The organism is Lysobacter fragariae, assembly GCF_054779775.1.
On record NZ_BAAGXP010000023.1, the window covers coordinates 50395 to 75449 of the forward strand.

Annotated in this window: 18 protein-coding genes and 1 tRNA gene; 9 read left to right on the forward strand and 10 right to left on the reverse strand. The window is 63.4% G+C overall.

What is annotated here, in order from left to right; translation table 11 throughout:
• Positions 1–528 precede the first annotated feature (528 nt).
• From ACYVD7_RS14580 to ACYVD7_RS14605, 6 genes are read left to right on the forward strand one after another with little or no spacing between them, the layout of a single operon-like run.
• The gene (locus ACYVD7_RS14580; RefSeq protein WP_460764637.1) at positions 529–1101 is read left to right on the forward strand and encodes a GspH/FimT family pseudopilin; all 573 of its coding nucleotides are present in this window, start codon (positions 529–531) and stop codon (positions 1099–1101) included.
• A complete protein-coding gene (pilV, locus tag ACYVD7_RS14585) occupies positions 1098–1565 on the forward strand; it encodes a type IV pilus modification protein PilV (protein ID WP_460764639.1) in 468 nt (155 codons plus the stop codon). The genes ACYVD7_RS14580 and pilV overlap by 4 nt, the downstream gene beginning before the upstream one ends.
• Positions 1562–2641, forward strand: a complete 1080-nt coding sequence (locus ACYVD7_RS14590) for a PilW family protein (protein WP_460764641.1) — start codon at positions 1562–1564, stop codon at positions 2639–2641. The genes pilV and ACYVD7_RS14590 overlap by 4 nt, the downstream gene beginning before the upstream one ends.
• Positions 2638–3183, forward strand: coding sequence for a pilus assembly PilX family protein (locus ACYVD7_RS14595; RefSeq protein ID WP_460764643.1), 546 nt, complete (start codon positions 2638–2640; stop codon positions 3181–3183). Before ACYVD7_RS14590 ends, ACYVD7_RS14595 begins: the two co-directional genes overlap by 4 nt.
• Before the next feature lie 13 nt (positions 3184–3196).
• Entirely contained in the window at positions 3197–6508 is a 3312-nt protein-coding gene (locus tag ACYVD7_RS14600) for a pilus assembly protein (protein ID WP_460764645.1), read from the forward strand.
• 1 nt (position 6509) lies between these two features.
• Positions 6510–6932, forward strand: a complete 423-nt coding sequence (locus ACYVD7_RS14605) for a type IV pilin protein (protein ID WP_460764647.1) — start codon at positions 6510–6512, stop codon at positions 6930–6932.
• A 96-nt stretch (positions 6933–7028) separates the two neighbouring features.
• On the opposite strand, the gene ACYVD7_RS14610 is transcribed toward ACYVD7_RS14605, so the two are convergent.
• The 6 genes from ACYVD7_RS14610 to ACYVD7_RS14635 form a co-directional block, all read right to left on the reverse strand.
• Complete coding sequence (locus ACYVD7_RS14610; protein WP_460764649.1) at positions 7029–8513, reverse strand: efflux transporter outer membrane subunit; 1485 nt, start codon at positions 8511–8513, stop codon at positions 7029–7031.
• Entirely contained in the window at positions 8507–9244 is a 738-nt protein-coding gene (locus tag ACYVD7_RS14615) for an SDR family oxidoreductase (protein ID WP_460764651.1), read from the reverse strand. Before ACYVD7_RS14615 ends, ACYVD7_RS14610 begins: the two co-directional genes overlap by 7 nt.
• Before the next feature lie 130 nt (positions 9245–9374).
• Positions 9375–12545, reverse strand: coding sequence for an efflux RND transporter permease subunit (locus ACYVD7_RS14620; protein WP_460764653.1), 3171 nt, complete (start codon positions 12543–12545; stop codon positions 9375–9377).
• 348 nt (positions 12546–12893) lie between these two features.
• Entirely contained in the window at positions 12894–14087 is a 1194-nt protein-coding gene (locus ACYVD7_RS14625) for an efflux RND transporter periplasmic adaptor subunit (RefSeq protein WP_460764655.1), read from the reverse strand.
• Positions 14087–15154, reverse strand: a complete 1068-nt coding sequence (locus ACYVD7_RS14630; RefSeq protein ID WP_460764657.1) for an SDR family NAD(P)-dependent oxidoreductase — start codon at positions 15152–15154, stop codon at positions 14087–14089. Before ACYVD7_RS14630 ends, ACYVD7_RS14625 begins: the two co-directional genes overlap by 1 nt.
• A complete protein-coding gene (locus ACYVD7_RS14635) occupies positions 15151–15420 on the reverse strand; it encodes a hypothetical protein (protein ID WP_460764659.1) in 270 nt (89 codons plus the stop codon). The genes ACYVD7_RS14630 and ACYVD7_RS14635 overlap by 4 nt, the downstream gene beginning before the upstream one ends.
• Positions 15421–15628: 208 nt before the next feature.
• Here ACYVD7_RS14635 and ACYVD7_RS14640 point away from each other — a divergent pair, with 208 nt between their 5' ends.
• The 3 genes from ACYVD7_RS14640 (at position 15629) to ACYVD7_RS14650 (ending at position 17558) form a co-directional block, all read left to right on the forward strand.
• Positions 15629–16705, forward strand: coding sequence for a LysR family transcriptional regulator (locus tag ACYVD7_RS14640; RefSeq protein WP_460764661.1), 1077 nt, complete (start codon positions 15629–15631; stop codon positions 16703–16705).
• Positions 16706–16824: 119 nt separating this feature from the next.
• Positions 16825–16899, forward strand: a tRNA-Val gene (locus ACYVD7_RS14645).
• A gap of 392 nt (positions 16900–17291) precedes the next feature.
• The gene (locus tag ACYVD7_RS14650; RefSeq protein WP_460764663.1) at positions 17292–17558 is read left to right on the forward strand and encodes a hypothetical protein; all 267 of its coding nucleotides are present in this window, start codon (positions 17292–17294) and stop codon (positions 17556–17558) included.
• 207 nt (positions 17559–17765) lie between these two features.
• On the opposite strand, the gene ACYVD7_RS14655 is transcribed toward ACYVD7_RS14650, so the two are convergent.
• Genes ACYVD7_RS14655 through ACYVD7_RS14670 form a run of 4 tightly spaced genes read right to left on the reverse strand, consistent with a single transcriptional unit; the run spans position 17766 to position 24832 of the window.
• The gene (locus ACYVD7_RS14655; protein WP_460764665.1) at positions 17766–20972 is read right to left on the reverse strand and encodes a type I restriction endonuclease subunit R; all 3207 of its coding nucleotides are present in this window, start codon (positions 20970–20972) and stop codon (positions 17766–17768) included.
• A complete protein-coding gene (locus ACYVD7_RS14660) occupies positions 20972–22006 on the reverse strand; it encodes a hypothetical protein (protein ID WP_460764667.1) in 1035 nt (344 codons plus the stop codon). The genes ACYVD7_RS14655 and ACYVD7_RS14660 overlap by 1 nt, the downstream gene beginning before the upstream one ends.
• Positions 22003–23286, reverse strand: coding sequence for a restriction endonuclease subunit S (locus ACYVD7_RS14665; RefSeq protein ID WP_460764669.1), 1284 nt, complete (start codon positions 23284–23286; stop codon positions 22003–22005). Before ACYVD7_RS14665 ends, ACYVD7_RS14660 begins: the two co-directional genes overlap by 4 nt.
• Positions 23276–24832 carry a class I SAM-dependent DNA methyltransferase gene (locus tag ACYVD7_RS14670; RefSeq protein ID WP_460764671.1) on the reverse strand — a complete coding sequence of 519 codons (1557 nt, stop codon included), beginning with the start codon at positions 24830–24832 and terminating at the stop codon, positions 23276–23278. The genes ACYVD7_RS14665 and ACYVD7_RS14670 overlap by 11 nt, the downstream gene beginning before the upstream one ends.
• Positions 24833–25055: the final 223 nt, after the last annotated feature.

A 25055-nucleotide genomic window follows, 5' to 3' on the forward strand; every position in this document is an offset into this window, starting at 1 on the left:
GCGCGGTGCGCTGCTGCGGGTGCGCAACTACGAATACCGCAGCGTGTGTGACAGTCGCCATCGGCACGAGGGCTCCCCATCGGCCCGCGCTGCCGGACAACCTACCTTCACGTCGATTGCAGTTGCAACCCCACTTCCAGCCAACCGGCCGTGGCATACGCAGACGCCGCGCAAAAGCTAATGTGTCGCATGTGTGGACGCTGCGTCAGGCTTGGCGACCCCATCGCAAATGGCGCGGCATGCGCCTTGGCCGATTCCAAACCCCGGCCCGAGCCCCCCGGCCCTTCCAACAAAGTGGATTGTGCGAACGCGCACTATTTTCCGGAAATGGGAGACAAGCGGGCTGGATAACCCGGATGGACGGCGTGAAGACGGCTTGACAGCCCGGAAACTCCAAATGTGGTAATAGTTGTCGCTGGGGAGTCCGCCGGCCTGCCGCTGGCGGCTTTTGATTTACGACAACCACGCTTCCAGCATTCGCGGCCTCATCGCGGGGATTCGCCTTGCCAGCTTTCCGGGGAAACAAGGATGTTCAGCCGTCAACAGGGCTTCACCCTGATTGAACTCATGGTGACGATCACGGTGCTTGCAATCGTGCTGGTCGCCGCCACGCCCAGCTTCGCTTCGATCATCAACGGCAATCGCCTGTCCGCCGCGGCCAACGAAACCATGGCGGTGCTGCAGGAGGCCCGCATGGAGGCCATGCGCAGCAACCGCCGCACCGTCGCGTGCCTGAGCGCGAACCCCAACGCCGCTTCGCCGTCCTGCGGCACGGCCAACGCGACTGGCTGGATCGTGTTCACCGATGCGAACCACGATGGCAGCTTTGGTGCCGGTGATTCGTTGCTGCGGGTGGCATCGCTATCGAGCAAGGTCCAGATGCTGGGCAGCAGCTCCTTCGGGATCGGCGTGAGTTTCCGCTCCGATGGATTCGCCCGCCTGGCGTCGGGCACGTTGGTCAACGCCACCGTAGGACTGTGCGTTCCCACCAGCCAGCCCGCCCAGAACGTCCGGCTCGTCAGCATCGGCTCGGGCAGCCGGCTGTCCATCCAGAAGGGCAGCACGCCCGACTCCTGCGCTACACCCAACGATAAACCATGAAAACGACCAGCACACGAAAGGTGCGTGCACCGCGCGCACCGCGGGGAATGGCGGGCTTCAGCATGCTGGAAGTGCTGATATCCGTTGTCGTCCTGGCATTTGGCATGCTCGGCATCGCCTCGATGCAGCTCGCGGCGCTGCGCAACAGCCAGAGCTCGCTCGAACGCAACCAGGCCACCACGCAGACCTACGCGATCCTGGATGCCATGCGCGCCAACCTCTCAGTGGCGCGGATCGGCGGCTACAACCTGACGACGATGACCTGCGCCGTCCCCAACGCCGGGACACTGGCGCAGAACGACCTGCACAACTGGATCACCTCGTTGAAAGCGACCATGGGCGACTCGGCCTGCGCCAAGGTTGTCTGTGGTGGCGTTGATTGCGAGATCAGCGTGCAGTGGAACGACTCGCGCGGCAAGGGTGGTGCGCTCGAACAGGTCATCACCACGAGGACGCGCCTGTGAGCACGATACATTCCGTTTCGCCCCGCAGGCAGCGAGGTCTGTCCCTGGTCGAAATGATGATCGCCTTGGCATTGGGCCTGATCATCGTGGGTGCAGGCATCGCGGTCTTCGCGACCAACAGCCTCACCTACTCCACCACCGAGAGCATGGGCCGGTTGCAGGAAAACTCGCGCGTCGCATTCGAAATGCTCGCGCGCGACCTGCGCGAAGCCGCGGGCAACCCGTGCGAACGCGACCTGCCCGTTTACAACGTCCTCAAGAATCCCTCCGCGCTCTGGTACACCGACTTCAGCAGCACGGTGCGCGGCTACGACGGCACCACCGCATTCGCCGACACCGCGTTCGGCACCGGCACAGGGCAACGCGTGTCGGGTACCGATGCCATCGAACTCAAGTCCGCGGTATCGGACGGCGTCGCCGTGGTCGACCACAATCCGACCTCGGCGCAGTTCAAGGTCAATACCGTCAACCACGGCCTCAACCCGGGTGACATCGCGATGGCCTGCGACTTCGGCCAGGTCGCGATCTTCCAGGTGACCAATTCGCAGCCCGGCACCAACGACACCATCGTCCACAACGCCGGCAGCGCAGTATCCCCGGGCAACTGCAGCAAGGGCCTGGGTTGGAGCAACCCTGCCAACTGCGACGGTGGCAATGGCAACGCCTACGCCTACGGCTGCTACATGGGCCAATGGGAAGCCGGCGCCTGCAAGGACGGCAAGAAGTGGCCGGCGATCATCGCCCGCATGCACGCCAGTCGCTGGTACATCGGCACGAATTCGCGCGGCGGCAAGTCGCTGTTCCAGTCCAACCTGCGCAACAACGCCGGCAAGGTCGAGATACAGAACGACGAGGTCGCCGAAGGCGTCGAAGACATGCAGGTGCAGTACCTCGTCGACGGCGCCACCAGCTACGTCGATGCCGGCAGCGTGTCCGCCGCCAACTGGACCTCTTCGAAAGTCGTGGCTGCCAGCGTCGAACTGACCCTGAGCCGCACTGAAACCCGTGGCATCGGCGGTGCCCCGCTGCAGCGCAAGGTGAAGCACATCGTGACCCTCCGGAATCGCGCGCCATGACGTCGACCACTCCCACGCACGCACGCGCCACTGCCATGGCACAACGCGGCGCCGCACTGATCACCACCCTCATCCTGCTCACGGTGGTGACGATCATCGCGCTGGCCAGCCTGCGCGGCACGTTGCTGGAAGAGCGCATGAGCTCGAACGCGCTTGATCGCAGCCTCGCCTTCCAGGCCGCCGAAGCCGCGCTGCGCGAAGGCGAAGTCGTCGCTTCGGGCAAGCCCGCACTTCCGGTGTCGGGCTGCACCAACGGCCTGTGCGCGATGCCCGATCCGACCAAGCCTCCGGTCTGGAACGACGAGAACGTGTGGAAGACCGCGCCGCAGGCGGTGATCACGCTGGGCGACAAGACCGCCAAGCCGAAATACATCGTCGAACTGCTCGCCAACAACGTTCCACCCAAGGGCAACTGCACCACCAGCGGCGACGTCGCCGAAACCACCTGCAGCGGCAGCGAAAGCCGCTACCGCATCACTGCCCGCAGCCAGGCCGACGGCCACGCCAACGTGATGCTGCAGACCACCTTTGCGGTCCCCTGAACGGACTCTGCCCATGACCACTGAGAACACCCTTCGCGACCCGCGCCGCGACTGCCGTCGCCCGCAGCGCAGCCGCCTGCTGGCCTGCGCGATCACGTTCGCCGCGACCCTCGTCGCCTCGCCCGGCCACGCGGTCAACTTCCCGAACCTGCCGCTGCAGTCCGGCTCCGCGTATCCCGCGGCCAACGTGCGCTTCATCCTCGACGACTCGGGCTCGATGAACTTCATCGCGATGCCCGCCGACGTCAAGGACACGGCCGACACGACGCGCTACGGAAACGGCGTGCAGAACGGCCTGTCGACGAACGTCACCGACATGTCGTATGTCAATAATTCGATCTACTACAACCCGGCGACGAACTACCAGCCGTGGTTCACCGTAGACAATTCGGGCAACGACTCCCGCTTCACGGGAGGCACGTCCTACGATGCCGCATACTGGCACCCGAACCTGCTCACCACTCCCGTCGACCTTGGCAGCTGGACGCAGACGTTCTTCGTCCCCAAGGCCAGCGCCGCCGCGAACAGCACCGCCAACGCGGACTATTACCGCTACCAGATCCTTACGATGTCGGGCAGCCTGCGCGTGGTGCGCAGCGAGTGGGGGCGTCGCCGCGATGCCGAGGGCGAAGACGCGGCCGGTTGCGCCAACGCAACCAACACCAACGGCTCGGACTGGCGCAACTGCACCTTCAGCACACCGACCGGCCGTTCCGACAAAGCGGAGATGCAGAACTTCGCCACCTGGTACTCGTATCACCGCACCCGCATGAAAGTCGCCAAGGCCGGCGCGAGCGAAGCATTCGCCCAGCTCAAGGACGACCTGCGCATCGGCTTCGATTCGATCAACCAGAACGAGAACGGCTACACCATCCCCTACGACATCCCGGTCGGCACCGATGACGGACGCTTCCGCGGCAACAACCGCCGCGACTGGTTCCGCGTGCTGCAGGCCGCGACGGGCAGCAGCAGCACGCCATTGCACACGGCACTGCAACGCGCCGGCAAGTACTTCGCCAGCGATGCCACCGACGGCCCCTGGGGCCCCGAGACAAAGCAGATCACCTGCCGCCAGAGCTTCGCGATCCTGACCACCGACGGCTTCTGGAACAGCACGACCGGCTACGCCAAGGTCGGCGACGCCGACGGCACCAGCGGCCCCACCATCACGTCCTCCTCCAACAAGAGCTGGACCTACAACCCGGCCAGTCCCTACAAGGACAACTACGTCGAAGTGGCGGGCCAGGCCACGCGTCCGGACACACTGGCCGACGTGGCGATGTACTACTGGAAGAACGACCTGCGCACGACGCTAGAGAACAACGTTCCCGATTCGTTCGACGATCCGGCGTTCTGGCAGCACATGGTGACCTTCGGCGTCTCCATCGGCCTGCAGGGCAGGCTGAACCCGAAGACCGACCTGCCCTCGATCACCAACGGCACCAAGCACTGGGGCGACCCGATCAACGCCGAGGACGCCGATCGCATCGACGACCTGTGGCACGCGTCGGTCAACGGCCGCGGCGACTTCCTGGTGGCCTCCAACACGAAGGAATTCGTGCAGGGCCTGCTGGAAGCATTCGCCACAGTGGCGCAGCGGTTGGGCTCAGCGTCGAACGTGACCGCCAACAGCACGTCGTTCGCTTCCGACACACGCGTCTACCAGGCCAGCTACGTCTCCGGCAAGTGGGCGGGCGAACTCGCCGCCTATGACGCGACCGCGGCCGGCGTGGCCACCACCCCCGCATGGAAGGCGTCCGGCCTGATTCCGACCAGCAACCGCAAGGTCCTGACCTGGAACGGAACCAGCGGCGATGATTTCCCGACCACGTCGCAGGCCAGCCTGCTCGACCAGAGCACGCGCCCGCTGTCGCCGGTCAGCGGCGCGGACAATGCCGACTACATCAAGGGCACCCGCACGCGTGAGCGCCAGAACGGTGGCGAGTTGCGCAACCGCGATACGTTGCTGGGCGACATCGTCGACTCCTCGCCGATGTACGTGAAGGACACCGAGACGATCTACGCCGGCGCCAACGACGGCATGCTGCATGCCTTCAACGCGCTCAATGGCGCGGAGCTGTTCGCCTACGTGCCGGCCGGACTCGACTTTGCGCAGCTCAAGACCCTCAGCGATCCGCAGTATTCGCATCGCCATTTCGTCGACGGCCCGGTGCTCGTCTCCACGCGCCGGCAGACGCCGGGCAGCAATTACCTGGTTGGCTCGCTGGGCCGCGGCGGCAAGGGCCTGTTCGGACTGGACGTGACCACGCCCGGCAATTTCCGCAGCGCCAACGTGCTGTGGGAACTCACTACCGGCAACAACCTCGGCAACGTCCTGGGCGAACCGCTGGTGGTGACGCTCAATGACAGCAATCGCAAGGCCATCGTCTTCGGCAACGGCTACAACAGCACCTCCGGACTGGCCGTGCTGTACGTCGTGGACATCGCCACCGGCGCCGTCATCCAGGAGATCAGTACCGGAATCGGCAGCGACAACGGGCTGGGCGCGCCGCGCGGCTGGGATGAGGACGGCAACGGCACCGTCGACTACCTCTACGCAGGCGACCTCAAGGGCAACCTGTGGAAGTTCGACTTCACCAGCGGCACGGGCAGCGTCGCACTCGCCGGGCAGCCGCTGTTCACCACCGGCCCGACCCAGCCGATTACCGCTGGCCTCGCGCTGGCGCGTGATCCGACCACGGGCAAGCGCTGGGTCTTTTTCGGCACCGGCAGCTTCATGACCAACGCCGACCTCACCGACGCCAACCTCCAGGCCATCTACGGCGTGATCGACAGCGGCGCCACGGTAGCGCTGGGCTCGTTGCAGAATCGCCGCATCGCCGCAATGGCGACGGTCAATGGCCGCATGCAGCGTGCGTTCGAAGCCTCCGCCGCGCTGTCCGCGGACAAACAGGGCTGGTACCTCAACCTGGACAATCCGGCCGCGGGCGAACGCATCGTCAGCCGCCCCCAGGTGCGCGGGAAGGTATTGATCTTCTCCAGTCTCATCCCGCCCACCGACAATACCTGCGAAGCCGGCGGCAAGGGCTTCGTCAACGCGCTGGACGTGTTTACCGGCACCGGATTGAGCCAGCCCTACTTCGACTCCAACGGCGACGGCAAGGTCGACAACGACGACATCACCGGCAGCGAAACGCTTCCGACCGGCTCGATCGACCTGGGCGTGGGCATGCCGACGTTGCCAACGATCATCGACAACCTGCTCGTGGTCGGCGGCTCCAAGGGCAACATCGGCAAGATGCCAGTGAATCCGCAGGGCGTCGGCGCCCGCCGGATCTCGTGGCATGAAATCCTGGGAGACTGACATGGACTCGACATCAATCGTCTCCCGACACGCGCGGCATCGTCGCGTGGCAGGTTTCACGCTGATGGAACTGATGATTACAGTAGCCATCGTCGCCATCCTGGCGATGATCGCCCTGCCCAGTTACGACTGGGCCATGGTGAAAACCCGGCGCGGCGCCGCGCAGGGCTGCCTGACCGAAGCGGCGCAGTACATGGAGCGGTACTACACGACCAACATGAAATACACCGGTGCGGTGTTGCCCACGTGTTCGAGCGATGTAGGCGGGAACTACATCCTGAGCTTTTCCGTAGCACCCGATGCATCGAAGTACACACTGCAGGCAGTGCCGCAGGGCCATCAAGCCGACAAGGAAACAACCTGCGGCACGATGACCATCGACCAGACCGGAAAGAAGACGTCGACCACAACCAATTGCTGGTGATCCGCAACGGCGAGAGCAGGCCCACCCCCTGCTCCGCTCCACTCCTTGGCGTGTTCGCAGACCGGATTCGTCGGTCTCCGCCAACTCAACCCCGCATCAGTTGCGCGAAATCGCCTTCCGTACCGGCATCCTTGACGGCCAACCGCCGGCCAGCGCCTTGTACAGCGCCACCGCGCTGTTGACGCTCCGCGCACGACCATCCGCGAACGCGTCCTGCGCCTGCAGCTGCGTACGCTGCGCATCCAGCACTTCGAGCAGATCCGTAGCGCCCGCTTCGTATCGCACCTGCGCCAGTTGCGCGGCTTGTGCGCTTTCGATCGCCGCCTGCTCCAGGTGCTTGTCCTCGATGCGCGCGCGTGCGTGCCTCACCAGCGCGTTCTCGGTGTCCTCCAGCGCCAGCAACACCGTCTGCTCGTAACGTGCCAGCTCACCTTCTGCGTCCGCATCGGCTGCCTTGATCCGTGCGCGTACGCGACCGATGTCCAGGAACGACCAGTCGATGCCCAGCGCGACCAGTCGCGTTTCACTGTCGCGCTCGAACAGCGCGCTGCTGTCGATCGCCTGCGATCCGATCAGTCCACCCAGGGTGAACCGCGGAAACAGGTCCGCCGTCGCCACGCCAATCCGCGCCGTTGCCGCATGTAACCGCTGCTCGGCAGCAGCCACATCCGGACGATGCCGCAACAGATCGCCGGGCGCGGCCGGATCGATCCTCGCCGGCAACGAGGGCAACGACTGCTGCGGCTCCAGTTCGGCGATCAGCGCATCGGGCGTGCGACCGGTGAGCACCGCAATGCGATGCATCGACACCGCCACCTGGGCTTCCAGCGCCGGTACGCGCGAACGCGTGGCTTCCAGCTGTGCACGGGCGCGCGAGGTATCAAACTGCGTGCCACGACCCGCACTGAAGCGCGCATCAACCAGCTTCAGCGTTTCCTGCTGGTTGTCGGCGTTGTCGCGGGCGACGCGCAGTCGTTCCTGCAGGCCACGCAGGTCGACGTAGCTGCGCGCCACCTCGCCCACGATCGCCACCTGCAATGCCTGCAGGTCGGACGCCGAAGCCTGCGCGCCCGCCCGTTGCGATTCCACGCTGCGACGCACGCGACCGAACAGGTCCAGCTCCCACGAGACCGATGCGCCCGCGCTGTAACTCTCCGCATCGCGATCGGAACGCGATACGCCCGGCGCCTGGTCGGCGCTCGCGCGCCCATCGGATGCCTGCCCAGTCGCGGTAACGGTCGGGAAATAGTCGAATTTCGCGCCACGCAGCAACGCGTTGGCATGGTCGTAGTTGGCCAGCGCGATGCGCAGGTCATGATTGGCCGACAGCGCGTCCTCGACCAGTCGCGTCAGCAGCGGGTCGTTGAAGCTGCGCCAGAACTCGCTGTCGGTGGACAGCGGGAAGCTGGCATCGGCGGGGATCGCGGGAGCGTCGGCATTTCCCGTGGCAGCCGTGCCTTCGACGCGCGCAAAATGATCCGGCATCGGCAGGTCTGGCCGCACGTAATCGGGTCCAACGGCACACGCCGCCAGCAACGCCGATGCGATGCCCAGTGTCAGTACCTTGTAGGGAATCACCATGGCAGCGTGTCCTCGAAGTAGACGAAGCCGCCGCTCTGGCCAGCCTCGTCGAGCAGCGCCATGCGCACGCTGGTCCTGGCGCCGTCAGCGACTTCCAGTTCACCACTGGAATTCATGTCGGTCTTCACGGAACCCGGATGCACGGCATTGACCTTGATGCTGGTGCCGCGGAGCTCATGCGCAAGCTGCACGGTCCACGCATTCACCGCGCTCTTGGACACGTTGTAGGCGGGCACCTTGAAGTCGTAGATCGGCGACGCCGGATCGGCGTTGGCCGCGACCGAGCCCAACAGGCTCGACACGTTGACGATGCGCGCGGACGGCGCAAGCTTGAGCAGCGGCAGGAACGCCTGGGTAGTCGCCACGACGCCGAACACGTTGGTGTCGAAGGTCTCCCGCCAGGTATCGAGCGACTGCTCCGATGGCTTGCGTTGCATATCGTCGCGGAACACGCCCGCATTGTTGACGAGGATATCGAGCTTGCCATGCTTCTTCGCGACCTCATCGGCGGCCGCGGCGATGCTGTCGGCGCGGGTGACGTCGAGCGTGATCGCTTCGACCGGCAACCCTTCGGACTGCAGCTTCAATGACGCCTCAACCGCCTTGGCACGATCGCGGCCGGCAAGCAGCACGCGCACGCCATTGCTGGCGAGCTGGCGGACGGTTTCAAAACCGATGCCGCGGGTGGCACCGGTGACGAGGGCGATCTTGGAAACGTTCTGGAAAGACATGGGGGAATCCTCTTTCGTAGGGCGGGCCTTGGCCCGCCGCGGGGGATGCTGCGGGCCTTGGCCCGCCGTGGGGGATGCTGCAGGCCTTGGCCCGCCGTGTGGGAAATTCGACGGCGGGTCGAGACCCGGCCTACAGGACCGACGACGCCGTGACCGAGTGCACAGGAAGCGAGGCCGCCGCACGGCGCGAGACCATCTTGCGCAGCGCGACGTAGAACACCGGCGTGAGGAACAGGCCGAACAGCGTCACGCCCAACATGCCGGCGAACACGGTGATGCCGGTGACCGAGCGGACTTCCGCACCGGCGCCATGCGACAGCACCAGCGGCACAGTGCCGGCAATGAACGCGATCGAGGTCATCACGATCGGGCGCAGACGCAGACGGCAGGCTTCCAGCGCCGCTTCGACGATGCCCTTGCCCTGCATCTCCAGCTCACGGGCGAACTCGACGATCAGGATCGCGTTCTTGCACGCCAGGCCCATCAGCACGACCAGTCCCACCTGCACGAACACGTTGTTGTCGCCGCCGGTCAGCTTCACGCCGAGCAGTGCGGAGAGCATGCACATCGGCACGATCAGGATCACCGCCAGCGGCAGCGTCCAGCTTTCGTACAGCGCGGCCAACACCAGGAACACCAGCAGGATGGCCAGCGGGAACACGACCAGCGCGGCATTGCCCTGCGTGGCCTGCTGGTAGCTCAGGTCGGTCCACTCGATGTCCATGCCAGTCGGCAACACCTTGGCGGCCAGATCCTTGACCACTTCCATCGACTGCGCCGATGACATCACGCGCGGATCGACGTCACCGGCGATGTCGGCGGCCGGATAGCCGTTGTAGCGCAGCACCGGGTCGGGGCCGAAGGTCTGCTTGACCGTGACCATCGAGCCGATCGGCACCATCTCGCCACGGTCGTTGCGGGTCCGCAGGTTGGAGATGTCTTCGACGCTGTCGCGGAACGAGCCATCCGCCTGGGCGATCACCTGCCAGGTGCGGCCGAACTGGTTGAAGTCGTTGACGTAGGCCGAACCCAGGTAGGTCTGCAGCGTGTCGAACAGTTCGGTCAGTGGAACGCCCTGTGCCTTGGCCTTGACGCGATCGACTTCGGCATCGAGTTGCGGCACGTTGGCCTGGTAGGTGCTGTTCGCGTAACCCATGCCCGGGGTCTGCATCGCCGTACCCTGGAATGCACTCACCGCGTTCTGCAGTGCGCCGTAACCGAGGTTGCTGCGGTCTTCGATGAACATCTGGTAGCCCGCACCGTTGCCGAGGCCGAGGATCGGTGGCGGCATCAGGGCGAAGGTGAAGCCCTCCTGGAAGCCGGCGATCTTCTGGTTGATCTCGGCGGTGATCTCCGCGGCGCTGCGGTCGCGGTCCTTGAACGGCTTGAGCGGCAGGAACGCGACGCCGGTGTTCGGTGTGTTGGTGAACTGCACCGCGTTCAGGCCGGGGAAGGCGATCGAGTGCTCGACGCCCTCGGTCTGCATCGCGACATCGGTGACCTTCTTCAGCAGCGCGTCGGTGCGCGAGATCGAGGAGCCTTCCGGCAGCTTCACCGCCGCGATCAGGTACAGCTTGTCCTGCAGCGGAATGAAGCCCGCGGGCACTAGCTTGAACATCATGCCGGTGGCGACCAGCAGCACCGCATAGACCATGAAGACGGCGCCGCGCTTGCCCAGCGTGCGCGATACCGCGCCCTCGTACCGTTCCGAGTTGCGCTTGAAGAAGCGGTTGAACGGACGGAACAGCCAGCCGAACAGGCGGTCGATCAGGCGCGACGGCGCGTCCTTGGCCGCATCGTGCGGCTTGAGCAGGCGTGCGGCCAGCGCCGGCGACAGGGTCAGCGAGTTGATCGCCGAGATCACCGTCGAGATCGCGATGGTCACCGCGAACTGCTTGTAGAACTGGCCGGTCACGCCCGACAGGAACGACATCGGCACGAACACCGCGCACAGCACCAATGCGATCGCGATGATCGGGCCGGACACTTCCTTCATCGCCAGGTGCGCGGCTTCCAGCGGCGTGGCGCCGTGTTCGATGTGGCGTTCGACGTTTTCGACCACCACGATCGCGTCATCGACCACGATGCCAATCGCCAGCACCAGGCCGAACAGACTCAGCGTGTTGATCGAGAAGCCCAGCAGATAAAGCGCGGAGAAAGTACCGACGATGGACACCGGCACGGCAATCAGCGGAATGATCGACGCGCGCCAGGTCTGCAGGAACAGGATCACCACCAGCACCACCAGTGCGACCGCTTCCAGCAGCGTGGTCACCACGGCTTTGATCGAATCGCGCACGAAGATGGTCGTGTCGTAGACCGCTTCGTACTTGATTCCGTCCGGGAAGGTCTTGGCCAGGCGATCCATGTTGGCGATGACCTGCTTCTGGATCTCCAGCGCGTTGGCGCCCGGTGCCTGGAAGATGCCGATGCCGACCGCGTTCTTGCCGTCGAGCTGCGAGCGCAGGCTGTAATCGCCGGCGCCCAGTTCCAGGCGCGCAACGTCGGACAGGCGCACGATTTCGCCGCCTTCGCCGCTCTTGAGCACGATGTTGCCGAACTCCTGCTCGCTGCGCAGGCGACCCTGGGCGTTGATCAGCGTGAGGAAGTCGCTGTTGGGCATAGGTTCGGCGCCGAGCTGACCGGCCGATACCTGTACGTTCTGCTCGCGCATCGCGCGGACCACGTCGCCAGCGGTCAGGCCGCGCGAGGCGATCTTGTCCGGATCCAGCCAGGCACGCATCGCATAGTCGCCGCCGCCGAAGATCTGTGCGTCGCCGACGCCCGGCAGGCGCGCCAAGGCATCCTTGACGTGCAGACGGGCGTAGTTGCGCAGGTACAGGGTGTCGTACTTGCCGTTCGGCGAGGTCAGATGCACCACCATCAGGAACACCGGCGATTGCTTCTGCGTGGTCACGCCCTGCCGGCGAACGTCCTCGGGCAATCGCGCCAGCGCCTGGCTGACCCGGTTCTGCACGCGCACGGCGGCATCGTCGGCGTTGGTGCCAGGCTTGAAGGTCACGGTGATGGCCAGCACGCCGTCGGAACCGGCGACCGACTTGATGTACATCATGTCTTCGACGCCGTTGATCGCTTCCTCCAGCGGCGTGGCCACTGTTTCGGCGATCACCTTGGGATTGGCGCCGGGATACACCGTGCGCACCATCACCGACGGCGGCACCACTTCCGGGTATTCACTGATCGGCAGGATAGGTATGGCGATCAGGCCGGCGGCGAAGATCACGATCGACAGCACCGCGGCGAAGATCGGCCGGTCGATGAAGAATTTTGAGAAGTCCATGGGTTGGTCCTTGTGACCTGCTGGCGCCGGGAATCTGTTTTTCTCCTCCCCTTGCGCGTAGCGCAGGGGGAGGTCGGGAGGGGTGCTTTCTGCTTTCGCCATGCCTCGTTTCAGCGGAGGTCGCGACAGCAACAGCAACGACAAAAACACCCCTCCCCAACCCTCCCCTTCGCCTGTGGCGAAAGGAGGGAGCAAAACGGCATCCGCACTTTGTGAACTGCAAAGGCCCGCCCGATCCTCCCCGCGCAAGGGGAGAGGTGATCCTTGGATCAGAATCCGCGAGGAGGATCGGCGGCCTGCAACTTTGCTACTGCTCCTTCCACCGATTGCGGTGGAAGGAGTCAGTCACTACTTCGCGCCTGCGGCACCCGCTACCGGCGGCGGTGCACCCATCGCGATCTGCTTCGGCGAGACCGGCATGCCGGGGAAGAAGACTTTCTGCACGCCGTGCACGATCACCTTGTCCGCCGGCGCCAGCCCCGACTCGACGACCCGCAGTCCATCGATGCTGCGGCCGAGGACCACGTCCTTGCGCACCGCCGCATTCTTCGGACCAAGCACATAGACATACTTGCGGTCCTGGTCGGTGAGCACGGCCTTGTCGTCGATCAGCATCACCTTGAACTCGCCGCTGCCCTGCAACTGGACGCGGGCGAAGAGACCGGGCGTGAACAGACGATCGGGATTGCGCAACACGGCGCGGGCGCGGATGGTGCCGGTCTTGGGATCGACCTGGTTGTCGACGAAATCGACCGTGCCTTCGTGCGGATAGCCGGTTTCATTCGCCAGGCCGACGCGCACCGGATTGCGGGTGTCGTCGCGTTCGCCCTTGCGTGCCAGGTCGGCGTAACGCAGGAAGCTCTGCTCGTCGCTTTCGAAGTACACGAACACCGGATCCTGCGACACCACGGTCGTCAGCAACGTCGCATCGGCTTGCGCGAGGTTGCCTTCGGTGATCAGCGCACGACCGGCGCGGCCGTTGATCGGCGAGCGCACCTGCGTGAACTGCAGGTCAAGCCGCGCTGCCGCTACCGCCGCTTCGGCCGCGCGGACACCCGCGTTGCCCTGCGACGTCGCTGCCTTGCGCGTTTCGAACTCCTCGCGCGAGATCGCCTTGGCTTCGATCAGCTGCTGCGCACGCACGTCCTGCATCTGCGCAAGACGTGCCTGGCTGCGCGCGCTTTCCAGGTCGGCGAGCGCACGATCCAGCGTGGCCTGGTACGGCCGCGGGTCGATGACGAACAGCAGGTCGCCCTTGTGGACTTCCTGGCCTTCCTCATACGCAACGCGCTGCACGTAGCCGCTCACGCGCGGGCGCAGCTCGACGGATTCCTCCGCTGCGACGCGACCGGTGAATTCGTCCCACTGGTGCACCGGCTTGGACAGCACGCTGGCCACGCTGACGTCCGGCGGCGGCGGCATGCCGGCGTTCGGCGCCGCCTGGCTGCCGCAACCGGCGATGATCAACGCGACCGCCAGGCTCAGCGAGAGCGGCAGCCACGGCAGCGCGGTGCTGGATAGGGATTTTTTCCTGCTGCTCATCATTTCGCTCCTGTTCCTTTTGGTTTCGTCGTTTGCTTGTGTTCTGTTCGATCGGGCGGCTTTTGATCAGGCGACCCTCGACCGGGCGGCTGCCGTCGCGATGACGTGATCCCGGCGAGCAGCCTGCGCGCGTCCTGCAGACAGCGTGCTGTCAGCAGCGATGCGTCGCTATCCATTTCTTGCGGGGTCGCCGCGATGTGGGTTGCCGATGGTGGAACGTCGTGTTGTTCCCGGATCTCGCCCGATTCGCTCTGCGACGATTGGGGAGGCCCGATTTCGACATCGGGTGGGATACCGCCCGCTTCGAATGCGTGCGCTCCGTCGGAATCGACGGTTTCCGCCTGGTTCGCCGTATCCGCCGGCAGGCCGCGGCAGGCCTCGCTGCGGAAATCGATCACGGCATCGGTGCAGCGCGCGTCGTTGCGATGGGCGATCAGCGCCAGGGCCTTGCGGGCGATGTAGTCGACGCAGGGCCATTGGTCGCTGGCGTGCTGCTCGTTGGCGGTGGTGCGCACGGGCGACTCCACTTCCAACAGCTGCAACCGCACCGCAAATGCACGGGCCTCGCCATGGAGCACGCGGGCCAGCATCCGCAGCGCCGCCGCGGCAACGGAACGGTGCCCATAACCCGCCCACGGGGCGCGGCCACCCGGGCCGCCGATCAGCACGTAGCCGCAATTGCGGCCGGACTCGGCGAGCCACGGCATCAGGTTTTTCGCGGCGACCAGCTGCGGCAGCACGGCGTCATCGAAGACGTTTCGCAGCTGCTCCGTCGACTGGTCCAGCACGCGTCCGCGGACGGCCGGCATGCCGGGCGCAGCGATTACTCCCACCACCGGCCGATGCAGACCCTGCAGGTCGGCCAACAAGGTCCGGGCGGATGCGTCATCCGCGAGCGAGGCCACCAGGGTCTTCAGGGTCGCCGCGGGATGGCGCTGGCGCAGCTGCGCCATTGCCCGCTCGTCCTGGCCGACGGCCACGACGGGCCAGCGGGCTTCGATCGCGGCGCGGACTACCGCCTGACCGACCGCACCATCGGCACCGAGAATGAGGATTGCAGGCTTCACTGTCCCACCCCCGGGACATTTTCTCCCGCATTAGGGACGATCCCGACATGACGGGCGTGCCGGCGCATCCAGCCGGCCACCGCCAGCATCAGCATCGACAGGGGCAAGCCCAGCACCACCGCGAGGATCCCCGCCATCATCCACGCCTGAGCCGGACCTGCCGCAACCGCTTGGCGAAGCACGACAAGTCCCAGCCCGGAAAGGCCCAGCAGGGCAACCAGCAGCAGGATGACGTAGGTATAGCGGGCCGGGTTGGACGAGAGCATGGCGGGCGCCCCTCGGGAACTGGGGCACAGACTAGGCGCACGATCGGCACTTGATTAGCCGTTGATTAAGGGAATAATTGTCCCGACAACGGTCCAATCTCCCCTACGCCTTGACGGCATGATGGCGGCGCTCCGGGACAGTCGATCCGGACACACCACCAGCTTCCAGGCCCGCTACGGCTCCCAGGCATCCAGAAGGACGTCCGCCATGACCCGCGATCTCAACGACACCCTGATCTTCGTCAAGGTGGTCGAACACGGCAGCTTCATCTCCGCCGCCCGGCAATTGCGCCTGCCCAAGACCACCGTCAGCCGCAAGGTGCAGGAACTGGAAACCCGATTGGGCGCGCAGCTGCTGCACCGGACCACGCGCAAGCTGGGCCTGACCGAGGCCGGAAATATCTACTTCGAGCATTGCCAGCGCATCGCCCGCGAACTGGACGAGGCCGAAAGCGCCGTTGGCCAGCTGCAGAGCGGCCCGCGCGGCTGGCTGCGCTTCACCGCGCCGTACTCGCTCGGCGTGGACCGGATCGCACCGCTGCTCGGTGAATTCCGCACGCGGCATCCGGAAGTGCGCGTCGAGATGATCCTCAACAACGAGCCATTGGACATCATCGAGAAGGAAATCGACGTCGCCCTGCGCGTGGGCAACCTGCCCGATTCCAACCTCGTCGCGCGCCGGCTGGCCGTCCTGCGCACGCAGGTCTTCGCCAGCCCGGACTACATCGCCCGTCACGGCGAACCGCTGCATCCCGACGACCTGCAGCACCACGCCACGCTGGCCATGCACAAGGCCCGGCGCAACGGCCACGGTTTTGCGTGGTCGCTCAGCGACGGCGAGCGTTTCGAGGACTACCGCATCGAGCCGATACTGGTCGCCAACGACTACGGCGCACTCAAAGGCGCCCTGCTCTCGGGCGAAGGCCTGATCGTCGCCGCCGACGTGATGATGAAGCCCTTCGCCGAGCACGGTTACGTGCAACGCGTGCTGGCGGGCTGGACCGGTCCGGACTACGAGTTCAACGCCGTGTTCCCGCGCGGGCTGGTGCAGTCACCGAAGGTGCGGGCGTTCGTCGATTTCCTGGTCGAACGGCTCAATCTGGACGCCGACTACATGCAGGCGCTGTGCCCCATCTTCGAGCGGCAGCACCAGGCAGCACGCGAGAAAGCCGGCTCGCCCGCAGGCAAGCCGAAGGCCGCGCGGAAGCCAGCGCCCGCCACCGCGGGCGATCCGGCCGGCGGCGTACTGGAAGTCGATAAGGAAGCGGAGACCATCCTGGCCTGACGCAGCGACGGAATCGCGGCGCGTTCGCAATGGCACCGCGGGCGCCGATCAGGGTTGCCGACGCCCCCCGTGCCGGGATACACTGCGCGCCCCTTGCAGCGGGGTTTCCAGCTGCAATCGGGCGGTTAGCTCAGCGGTAGAGCACTACCTTGACATGGTAGGGGTCACAGGTTCGAACCCTGTACCGCCCACCAATTAAATCAACGGCTTAGGCCGTTTTTTAGTTGCTTCCACTGGTAAGTGTGGAAGGAGTATGGAAAGCGCCCCCTTGTGGGGCGTTTTTCGTTTGTGGCTGCGTGCCACGCAGGTGAGGGGCGTCGCTGCGAAATGCGAGTGGCCCACCGCGGAGCAGCAGAAGCTGAATATTCGTTGATATTCTGCTTTTTTGAAGGCTAATCGGCGTTAGGCGCTAAATGAGCAGTCGGTTGGCGTGCGTGTTAACCGTGAGGCTGACATGGAGCCGTTCTCTATCTCGCAAGAACTCGTTGATGAGCTATTTGTTGAGCCCTAGCAATTCGTTCAAGCCAAAGCCGCTTCGTGGCTCGGCTTATTCCAGCGTTAGACCATCACAAATATTGGAAACCAAATGTCGGCACTTATCGGATTTGAGGTCTACCGAACTGAAAGTCTCACCCTTGGCGGAATAGCCTACCTAGTGCGCTTCACAAAGCGCAAAGACATGGATGAGTACGCACTCTTTGTGTCCGACGAGTTCGGGGCGGAGCATATGTATTGCACATACTCGTCAGATACTGCGGCTGACTTCAAGGAATTGACTGGCGATGAGCTCGGGCAACATGTCTATGAGCGCTTGCAGGAGGATATTCAGCGGCACGTGGCGCGTGCCGGCTGATGGTCCAACAATTCATTCAAGCCGAAGTTGCATCGCAACGCGGTCTAGTTCAGGCGTTAGAGCTCATTGCTGTATTCGCGGCGTTCCTTTACGGCGCAAACTCTGCCTACCACGCCTTTCTCGGGACTGCCGCTTAACAATTCATTCGAGAAGGGGGCTGCAAGGGCGACGCGGGCGGTCGCCGCCCATCGGCGGTTGGGATAGTGGCTAGCTACCAAAGCCTCTCACCGCGCCAGATGCACTCCATACGGCCGACAAGGCTTCGGCCTGCTGCAGCACCGTCTGCACCGCCGCATCCTGCAAATCGGGCGGATAGCCGTACTTCCGCAGGATGCGCTTGACCAGTACGCGCATCCGGGCGCGGGCCGAATCGCGGTGCGCCCAATCTACCGAGACGTTCCCTTTCAGGCTGACCAGCAATTCGTGCGCGATCACCCTGAGATTGTCATCGCCCATTGCTTCCACTGCCGATTCGTTCTCGGCCAGCGCGTCGTAGAAGGCGATTTCCTCATCGGAGAGACCGGACTCCTCGCCGCGCTGCCGCGCCGCGCGGATGTCCTTCGCCAGTTTGATCAGCTCCTGCAGCACCTCCGCGGTAGTGACGGCGTTGGCGTGATAGCGCGCCACGGCATCTTCCAGCCGCTCCGAGAATGCCCGCGTTTCGACGATATTGGCTTTGCTACGCGAACGGATGCCGTCGTTGATGAGCTTGCGCAAGGCTTCCAACGCAAGGTTCTTCTTCTGCATCTGCTGCACTTCGGCGAGGAACTCGTCGGACAGGATGGAAATGTCCGGCGATTGGATGCCTGCCGCTTTCAGAATGTCCACGATCTCGGTCGATACCACCGCGCGGCTGACGATCTGCTGGATGGCGAACTCGCGCTCCTGTGAAGTAACACCGGATCCGGTGGCCGTCTTCACCAGTGCAGCGCGAATTGCCTGAAAGAAGCCGACTTCTTCGCGGATTGTCTTGGCTTCATCCGAGGCCGAGGCCAGCGAATACGCTTTCGACAGCGCCAGCACCGCATCCTGATAGCGTCGCTGCGCAGTCTTCTTGCCTTCGTCGGTGCCTTCCTGCGCCGACCATTGCTGGGTCTTTTCCAGAATCCACTCGATGGCCCCGGCCATCATCACCAGCCGCTGCTGCGGCGTGCCGTTCATGGCCGTGCCGTAGTCGAAGCCGTGGTACATGTCGCGCACGACTTCGTACTTCTCAAGCATCACCGCAATGGCTTCGGCTTCGTCGATGCCCGTCTCGTCGCGGTCGTTCGGCGTGTATTGCGCCAAGGCCGATTTCAGGCTCTGGGCGATGCCGATGTAATCGACGATCAAGCCCGCCGGCTTGTCGCGGAACACGCGGTTCACGCGGGCGATGGCCTGCATCAGGCCGTGGCCCTGCATCGGCTTGTCCACGTACATGGTGTGCATGGATGGCGCATCGAAGCCGGTCAGCCACATGTCGCGGACGATGACCAGCTTCAACGGGTCGTTTGGGTCGCGCGCACGCTTGGCCAGCAGGTCGCGCCGGGCCTTGTTGCCGATGTGCTGCTGCCATTCGGGCGGATCGCTGGCCGAACCCGTCATCACGATCTTCACCGCACCGGCACTGTCATCGGCGTTGTGCCAATCCGGGCGCAGCTTGACGATCTGGTCGTACAGCGCCACGGCGATGCGCCGGCTCATGCATACCGCCATCGCCTTGCCATCCAATGCGGACAACCTAGCCTCGAAGTGTTCCACCAAATCCTTCGCCACTAGCGCCAGACGCCTGTCGCTGCCGACCAACTTCTCCACGCTCGACCACTTGGCTTTCAGTCTTTCCTGATCGTTGAGGGCTTCGTCTTCGGTCAGCGCCTCGATCTCGGCGTCGATCTGCGGCTTCTCGTCCTCGTTCAACTCGATGCGCGCCAAGCGCGATTCGTAATAGATCGGCACAGTCGCGCCATCTTCCACCGCGCGGCTGATGTCGTAGATGTCGATGTAGTTGCCGAACAGGGCAGGGGTGTTCACGTCCGCCGCTTCAATCGGCGTGCCGGTGAAACCGATGAACGAGGCATTGGGCAGGGCATCGCGCATGTACTTCGCGAAGCCGTAGCTAACCATGCCGGTCTTGTTATCTACGCGCGCGTGCAAGCCGTACTGGCTTCGGTGCGCTTCGTCGGCAATGACCACCACGTTGCTGCGCAAGGTCAGCGGCTCGGCTACCTCACCGAATTTCTGCAAGGTAGTGAAGATCACGCCACCAGAGGCGCGCGCCAGTACCTTGCGAAGATCCTCGCGGCTTTCGGCCTGCACCGGCGTTTGCCGCAGCAGGTCATGGCACGCCGAGAACGTGGCGAACAACTGGTCATCCAGATCATTGCGGTCGGTCAACACGACCAGCGTCGGGTTCTGCATCGCCGGGTGCTGGATCAGGCGGCCGGCATAGAACGCCATCAGCAGGCTCTTGCCGGAACCTTGGGTGTGCCAGATCACGCCGGCCTTGCGGTCGCCCTTCTTCTGGTTGGCCACGCTGGCTTGGCCATACTTGGCCGGGTCTTCAACAATGCCACTGGCCGCAGCGCGGATGGTCGAATCCACCGCCAGATTCACCGCATGGAATTGGTGGTAGCCGGCGATGACCTTGCGCAGGCCGCTGCCCGCATCGGTGAACACGGTGAACCAGCGCAGCAGGTCAAGGAAGCGCTCCGGGGCGAACACGCCTTCGATCAGCGTGGGCAGCTCCGGCTGGCCCTTTGGCAGGATGTCCTTGCCTTCGGTGGTACGCCACGGCATGAAGCGTTCCAAATCCGCCGAGAGCGAACCGATGCGCGCGCTGATGCCATCCGATGTCACCAGCACAGCATTGGTGTTGAACAGCACGGCGATCTGCTGTTTGTAGGTTTGCAGTTGATTGAACGCGCCGACAAGGTTCGCACCCGCGTTTCCGGGTGCCTTGAGTTCGATAACCGCCAGCGGCAGGCCGTTGATGAACAGCACCAAGTCTGGACGGCGGTTGTTCTTGCCGATGATGGCGACGAACTGCTGCACAGCCAGCCAGTCGTTGTTCTTCGGCTGCTCGAAATCGAACACGCGCACTTTGCCGGCGGTGAGCACGCCATCGTCGGCGTAATACTCCACGTCCACGCCTTCGATCAGCAGAGAGTGGATGCGGCGGTTCTCTTCCAGTAGGTTCGGCAGCTCGCCTTGGGTCAGCTTAAGCACGGCACCGGCGCGCGCTTCCTGCGGCAAGTGCGGATTGAGCCGAGTCACGGCATCTTCAAGCCGCTTACGCAAAACCACGACATCGTGGCTGTCGCGCTCAGGTGCGCTGCCGTCCGGGCCAATGATGTCGTCCGTAGCGACGGCGTAGCCGAGCGACTTCAGTTGCTCCAGCAAGCCAGCCTCGATTGCGGCTTCGGACAGAAAGGCCATCAGGTTTGCCCCTGTTCAACAATCACTTCAACAATTGAGATTCCGCCGCCATCGCCGTCCTCTCCCCATTCTGTTGGCACATCATGTGATCCATTGCCATCGCCGTTCTTGCCCCTTTCCCCCGGAGCATTCTGCGATCCGTTGGAAGCTCCCGGCCCTCCATCGCCGGCAACCAAGAAGAAATCGGCTTGATCAGCCAATGCAAGGAATAGCACGCCGCTTCCCCTCGCAGATGTTGAGGATTGCTGGGCGGTGCGACCCATGAAAATGGTTTTCGCCTTAGCCGTCTCGCCAATCAAGTCATGAACAACTCGATTCCATCCTCGGGTTCTCGCCGCTGGTTTGGCAAAGACCTTGCCCGTGTTTCCCACCAGAAAATCCACGAGCTCGCCAACAAAGCATCGATACCGGCTGATCTCCGGCACTGTTGGTTGTGCTGTACTGTGAATACAAGTCCCCGGCCAGCGATTTAGCTGATGGAATGGCCAGTCTACGCAACACATTTGATGCCAGTGGCGCGCGGTTGGGTCTGAGTCGATCAGAAGATACTTCGCGGCGTCATACATATCCGGCTCTTTGATGCGCCGTTTTTTCCCTGTCAGGCCGCCGGATCTGGCCGCATAAGTGAATCGCGGCCATTGCTCATAAAGATGCCATTGATTTTTGTTGTCCGGCGTGGCGGGAATGCGATCTACCTTCTTTGCTTGTAAAAGCAGGGCTCGCCTTTCTTTGACCTGTCCGTTGACAACCAGCGTCCTGATTAACAAAAGATCGCCAATCTCGACCGACTTAGGCGATGAAACAGGGAACGAATCACAAGCCACAAAAGGTCGCGCGTGAACAAAAACACCGCCTGCCTTTACCTTTGTTGACCCGGAGAAACTGATCTGATTGACGCGCTTGGGCAACGCCGAAACCAGATTGGCAACCAGTTGCGGTTCCGATAATTTCAAATTCCTGAAGGCTTCATGCAGAGCGTCAGCAACAGCTCCTGCAAGCCGCGCCTTGTCCATAGTAGGCAAAGGCACTTTCATGCAGCTTCCATTGCAATGTGCTCGGCGTCCTTCACCCGCAACTCCCCGCTCAACAGCTTTGGCAATAGCGCATCACGCAGTTGCGCAAGCGTTCGGCTTTCGTTAGCACGCTTGAGAATGGCCTCAAGCATTGGCACAACCAAATTGTTGAACGATTCAATGACTGAATCATCTGGGATCAGAACTTGCAACGTGGTTACGTCCTTCTGATTGATGCCGGGAATTGCCGCCTTGCCGCCTCGATTACGCAGGTCGTTCAAGATTCTCTCGTGCGAAATTTGCAAAAAGAGATATGCCTGACCGAGCGACTCCGAGCGCATGCGAAAAACGTGTTCATTGATTGCATAGCGCTCAAACGGAAATCCTTCACCGAACATCGATACACGCGGCCTGAAGTCCCCCGGTTTCCCACCATCTTTGTAGAGCATCACGTCCAGCGACTGGACATGGCCGGACTTCATTCCGACAAAGAAATCTTCGGCCACATATTTTGTTTTCCCAAAATCGAATTGACCGATACCGATGATGCTTTCAGCCCCTACGCTCGGCACGCCTTCGGAAATGTCCTTCACGCCCCCTTTGGGGCGACGACCTGTTTCGAGTACGTTCAAATGGTTGCCTAGTGCTTCAACCCGCCAGCCCTTCGGAATCAACCCCAGTTCCGATTCGACCAACTCGCTTTCGGCCACATCGTCGAAATCCACGAACCACGACTTGAACAGCGCGCGGGCCATCGCTTCGAGGGTTTCGTTGGTGCGACGGTTGAGCTCTAGCTTGTCGTCCAGCGCGCCGAGGATGCGGACGATGGCCTCGCGTTCCTTCTTATCCGGCAATGGAATTCTCAGCTCGCGCAGGTCTTTCAGATTGATGGTGGTCTGTACCGTCGTGTTCGCGGCAACACCAAGCTGGTACTGCGCTTGCGGCGAGCGCAAGACAAGAGAAATCCAGCGCGATAGTTCCGGCTCGTTGGGGCGAATCATTGCAACGGCACGCGCAATGTTCCAGCCAGCCAAGGCTTCGGGAACGATTGCAACCTGCCCGACCGAGCCAACAATCGTGATGAGCACATCGCCGGTCTGGATTCGAGTGCGTTCGTACTTGGCCTCAATTTCCGGTGCAATGCGCATGACCCCGGAAAGATTGAGCGTGTGCTCTTGGAAATTGTTGACACGCAGCATCGGTACGCCGCCTGACGTTTCCGCGCCGGGTTGCACTACGCCGTAAGTCGCAGGTACGGCTGTCAGTTCGGACAGCGGAACCGACGTCCAATTACCCGCCATGACCCAACTCCGCTAGATTCCCGCGAATCAACGCTTCCAGCCTCGCGCCTTCTGCGAACTGCGCTTCAAGCTGCGCGGTGAGACGCGCCATCTTCTCCGCGAACTGCTCGCCGTCATCTTCGGCTTCCTCCGCGCCCACATAACGCCCCGGCGTCAGCACATGCCCGTGCTTGCGGATGTCTTCGATCGAAGCAGATTTGCAGAAGCCCGGCACGTCCGCATATTTGCCCGCTTCGACTTCGCCGCGCCATGCGTGGTAGGCGGCGGCGATGCGGCTGATTTCGTGCTGCGTGAGTTCGCGCCGGGTGCGATCCACCAGCACGCCCATCTCTCGCGCGTCAATGAATAGCACCTCGCCACGGCGATCACGCAGCTTGGAGTTCTTCACCTGCCCATTGTTGCGATCCTTGGCCAGAATCCACAGGCAGGCCGGAATCTGGGTGGAGTAGAACAACTGGCCCGGCAGGGCGACCATGCAATCGACCACGCCAGCTTCGACCATAGCTTTGCGAATCTCGCCTTCACCGCTCTGGCTGGAACTCATCGAGCCGTTCGCCAGCACCACGCCGGCAAAACCGTGCGGCGCAAGATGGTGGAGGATGTGCTGCAACCACGCATAGTTGGCATTTCCCGGCGGCGGCACGCCGAACTTCCAGCGCACGTCTTCGCGCACGCGGTCCCCACCCCAGTCGGAAATGTTGAACGGTGGGTTGGCGAGGATGAAATCGGCTTTCAGGTCGCGCAACTCGTCCTTGTGGAAGCTGCCTTCGTTGTTCCACCGGATGTCGCTGTCGATGCCGCGCACGGCGAGGTTCATCTTCGCCAAGCGCCATGTGGTGTAGTTGCTTTCCTGCCCGTAGATGGCGATGTCGCCGATGCGCCCGCCGTGTTCGGTCACGAACTTCTCGCTCTGCACGAACATGCCGCCAGAGCCGCAGCACGGGTCATACACGCGCCCGGTGTAGGGTTCGAGCATTTCTACCAAGGTGCGCACCACGGAGCGCGGGGTGTAGAACTCGCCGCCGCGCTTGCCTTCGGCACCGGCGAACTGGCCGAGGAAGTATTCGTACACCCGCCCCAGCACGTCCTTCGACTTGTCGTTGCCTTCGTTCAGCGCGATGCCGGAAATCAGGTCGATCAGCTCGCCGAGCATCACCTTGTTGAGCGCGGGGCGGGCGTAGTCCTTGGGCAGCACCCCCTTGAGCGACTCGTTGTCCTTCTCGATCGCACGCATGGCATCGTCGATCAGCGTGCCGATGCTGCTTTGCTTGGCATTAGCTTGCAGGTGCGACCAGCGCGCTTCCTTGGGCACCCAGAAGATGTTGTCGGCGAGGTATTCGTCCTTGTCCTCGGCGGCAGCGGCATCCTCGGCCAGCAGTTCAGCGTGGCGGGCCTCGAAAGCGTCGGAGATGTACTTCAGGAAGATTAGTCCTAGCGCGACGTGCTTGTAATCGCTGGGCTCCATGTTGCCCCGCAGCTTGTCCGCCGCCCTGAAAAGCTCAGCCTCAAAGCCGAGGGTGCCGCCATTGGTGCCGGTCTGTGCCACTGCAAAATTCCCCAAGTCATTCAGCTTCGAAGAATAGCCGATACCCCGGCTTCTAGGCCCGGGGCGCGAGCTGCCGGTTGGTGTCCCCAGAGTGACGCGGCAGTTGTGCGGCTCGAACGGGATTAGAATCCAGCCGTCCGGCGGTAGAGGCGAATTCTCACCCTCACCCTTGCGCTGGCAGTGTCCATCGTCGTGTCAGCGCCGGGCGCCCATTCGGCAGCCC

Excerpts from the sequence above, each read along its gene's own strand:
- ACYVD7_RS14595 (WP_460764643.1), top strand. The coding sequence starts at position 2,638 with ATGACGTCGACCACTCCCACGCACGCACGCGCCACTGCCATGGCACAA.
- ACYVD7_RS14620 (WP_460764653.1), bottom strand. The coding sequence starts at position 12,545 with ATGGACTTCTCAAAATTCTTCATCGACCGGCCGATCTTCGCCGCGGTG.
- ACYVD7_RS14635 (WP_460764659.1), bottom strand. The coding sequence starts at position 15,420 with ATGCTCTCGTCCAACCCGGCCCGCTATACCTACGTCATCCTGCTGCTG.
- ACYVD7_RS14625 (WP_460764655.1), bottom strand. The coding sequence starts at position 14,087 with ATGAGCAGCAGGAAAAAATCCCTATCCAGCACCGCGCTGCCGTGGCTG.
- ACYVD7_RS14650 (WP_460764663.1), top strand. The coding sequence starts at position 17,292 with ATGTCGGCACTTATCGGATTTGAGGTCTACCGAACTGAAAGTCTCACC.
- pilV (WP_460764639.1), top strand. The coding sequence starts at position 1,098 with ATGAAAACGACCAGCACACGAAAGGTGCGTGCACCGCGCGCACCGCGG.
- ACYVD7_RS14605 (WP_460764647.1), top strand. The coding sequence starts at position 6,510 with ATGGACTCGACATCAATCGTCTCCCGACACGCGCGGCATCGTCGCGTG.
- ACYVD7_RS14665 (WP_460764669.1), bottom strand. The coding sequence starts at position 23,286 with ATGGCGGGTAATTGGACGTCGGTTCCGCTGTCCGAACTGACAGCCGTA.
- ACYVD7_RS14640 (WP_460764661.1), top strand. The coding sequence starts at position 15,629 with ATGACCCGCGATCTCAACGACACCCTGATCTTCGTCAAGGTGGTCGAA.
- ACYVD7_RS14580 (WP_460764637.1), top strand. The coding sequence starts at position 529 with ATGTTCAGCCGTCAACAGGGCTTCACCCTGATTGAACTCATGGTGACG.
- ACYVD7_RS14610 (WP_460764649.1), bottom strand. The coding sequence starts at position 8,513 with ATGGTGATTCCCTACAAGGTACTGACACTGGGCATCGCATCGGCGTTG.
- ACYVD7_RS14660 (WP_460764667.1), bottom strand. The coding sequence starts at position 22,006 with ATGAAAGTGCCTTTGCCTACTATGGACAAGGCGCGGCTTGCAGGAGCT.
- ACYVD7_RS14615 (WP_460764651.1), bottom strand. The coding sequence starts at position 9,244 with ATGTCTTTCCAGAACGTTTCCAAGATCGCCCTCGTCACCGGTGCCACC.
- ACYVD7_RS14655 (WP_460764665.1), bottom strand. The coding sequence starts at position 20,972 with ATGGCCTTTCTGTCCGAAGCCGCAATCGAGGCTGGCTTGCTGGAGCAA.
- ACYVD7_RS14600 (WP_460764645.1), top strand. The coding sequence starts at position 3,197 with ATGACCACTGAGAACACCCTTCGCGACCCGCGCCGCGACTGCCGTCGC.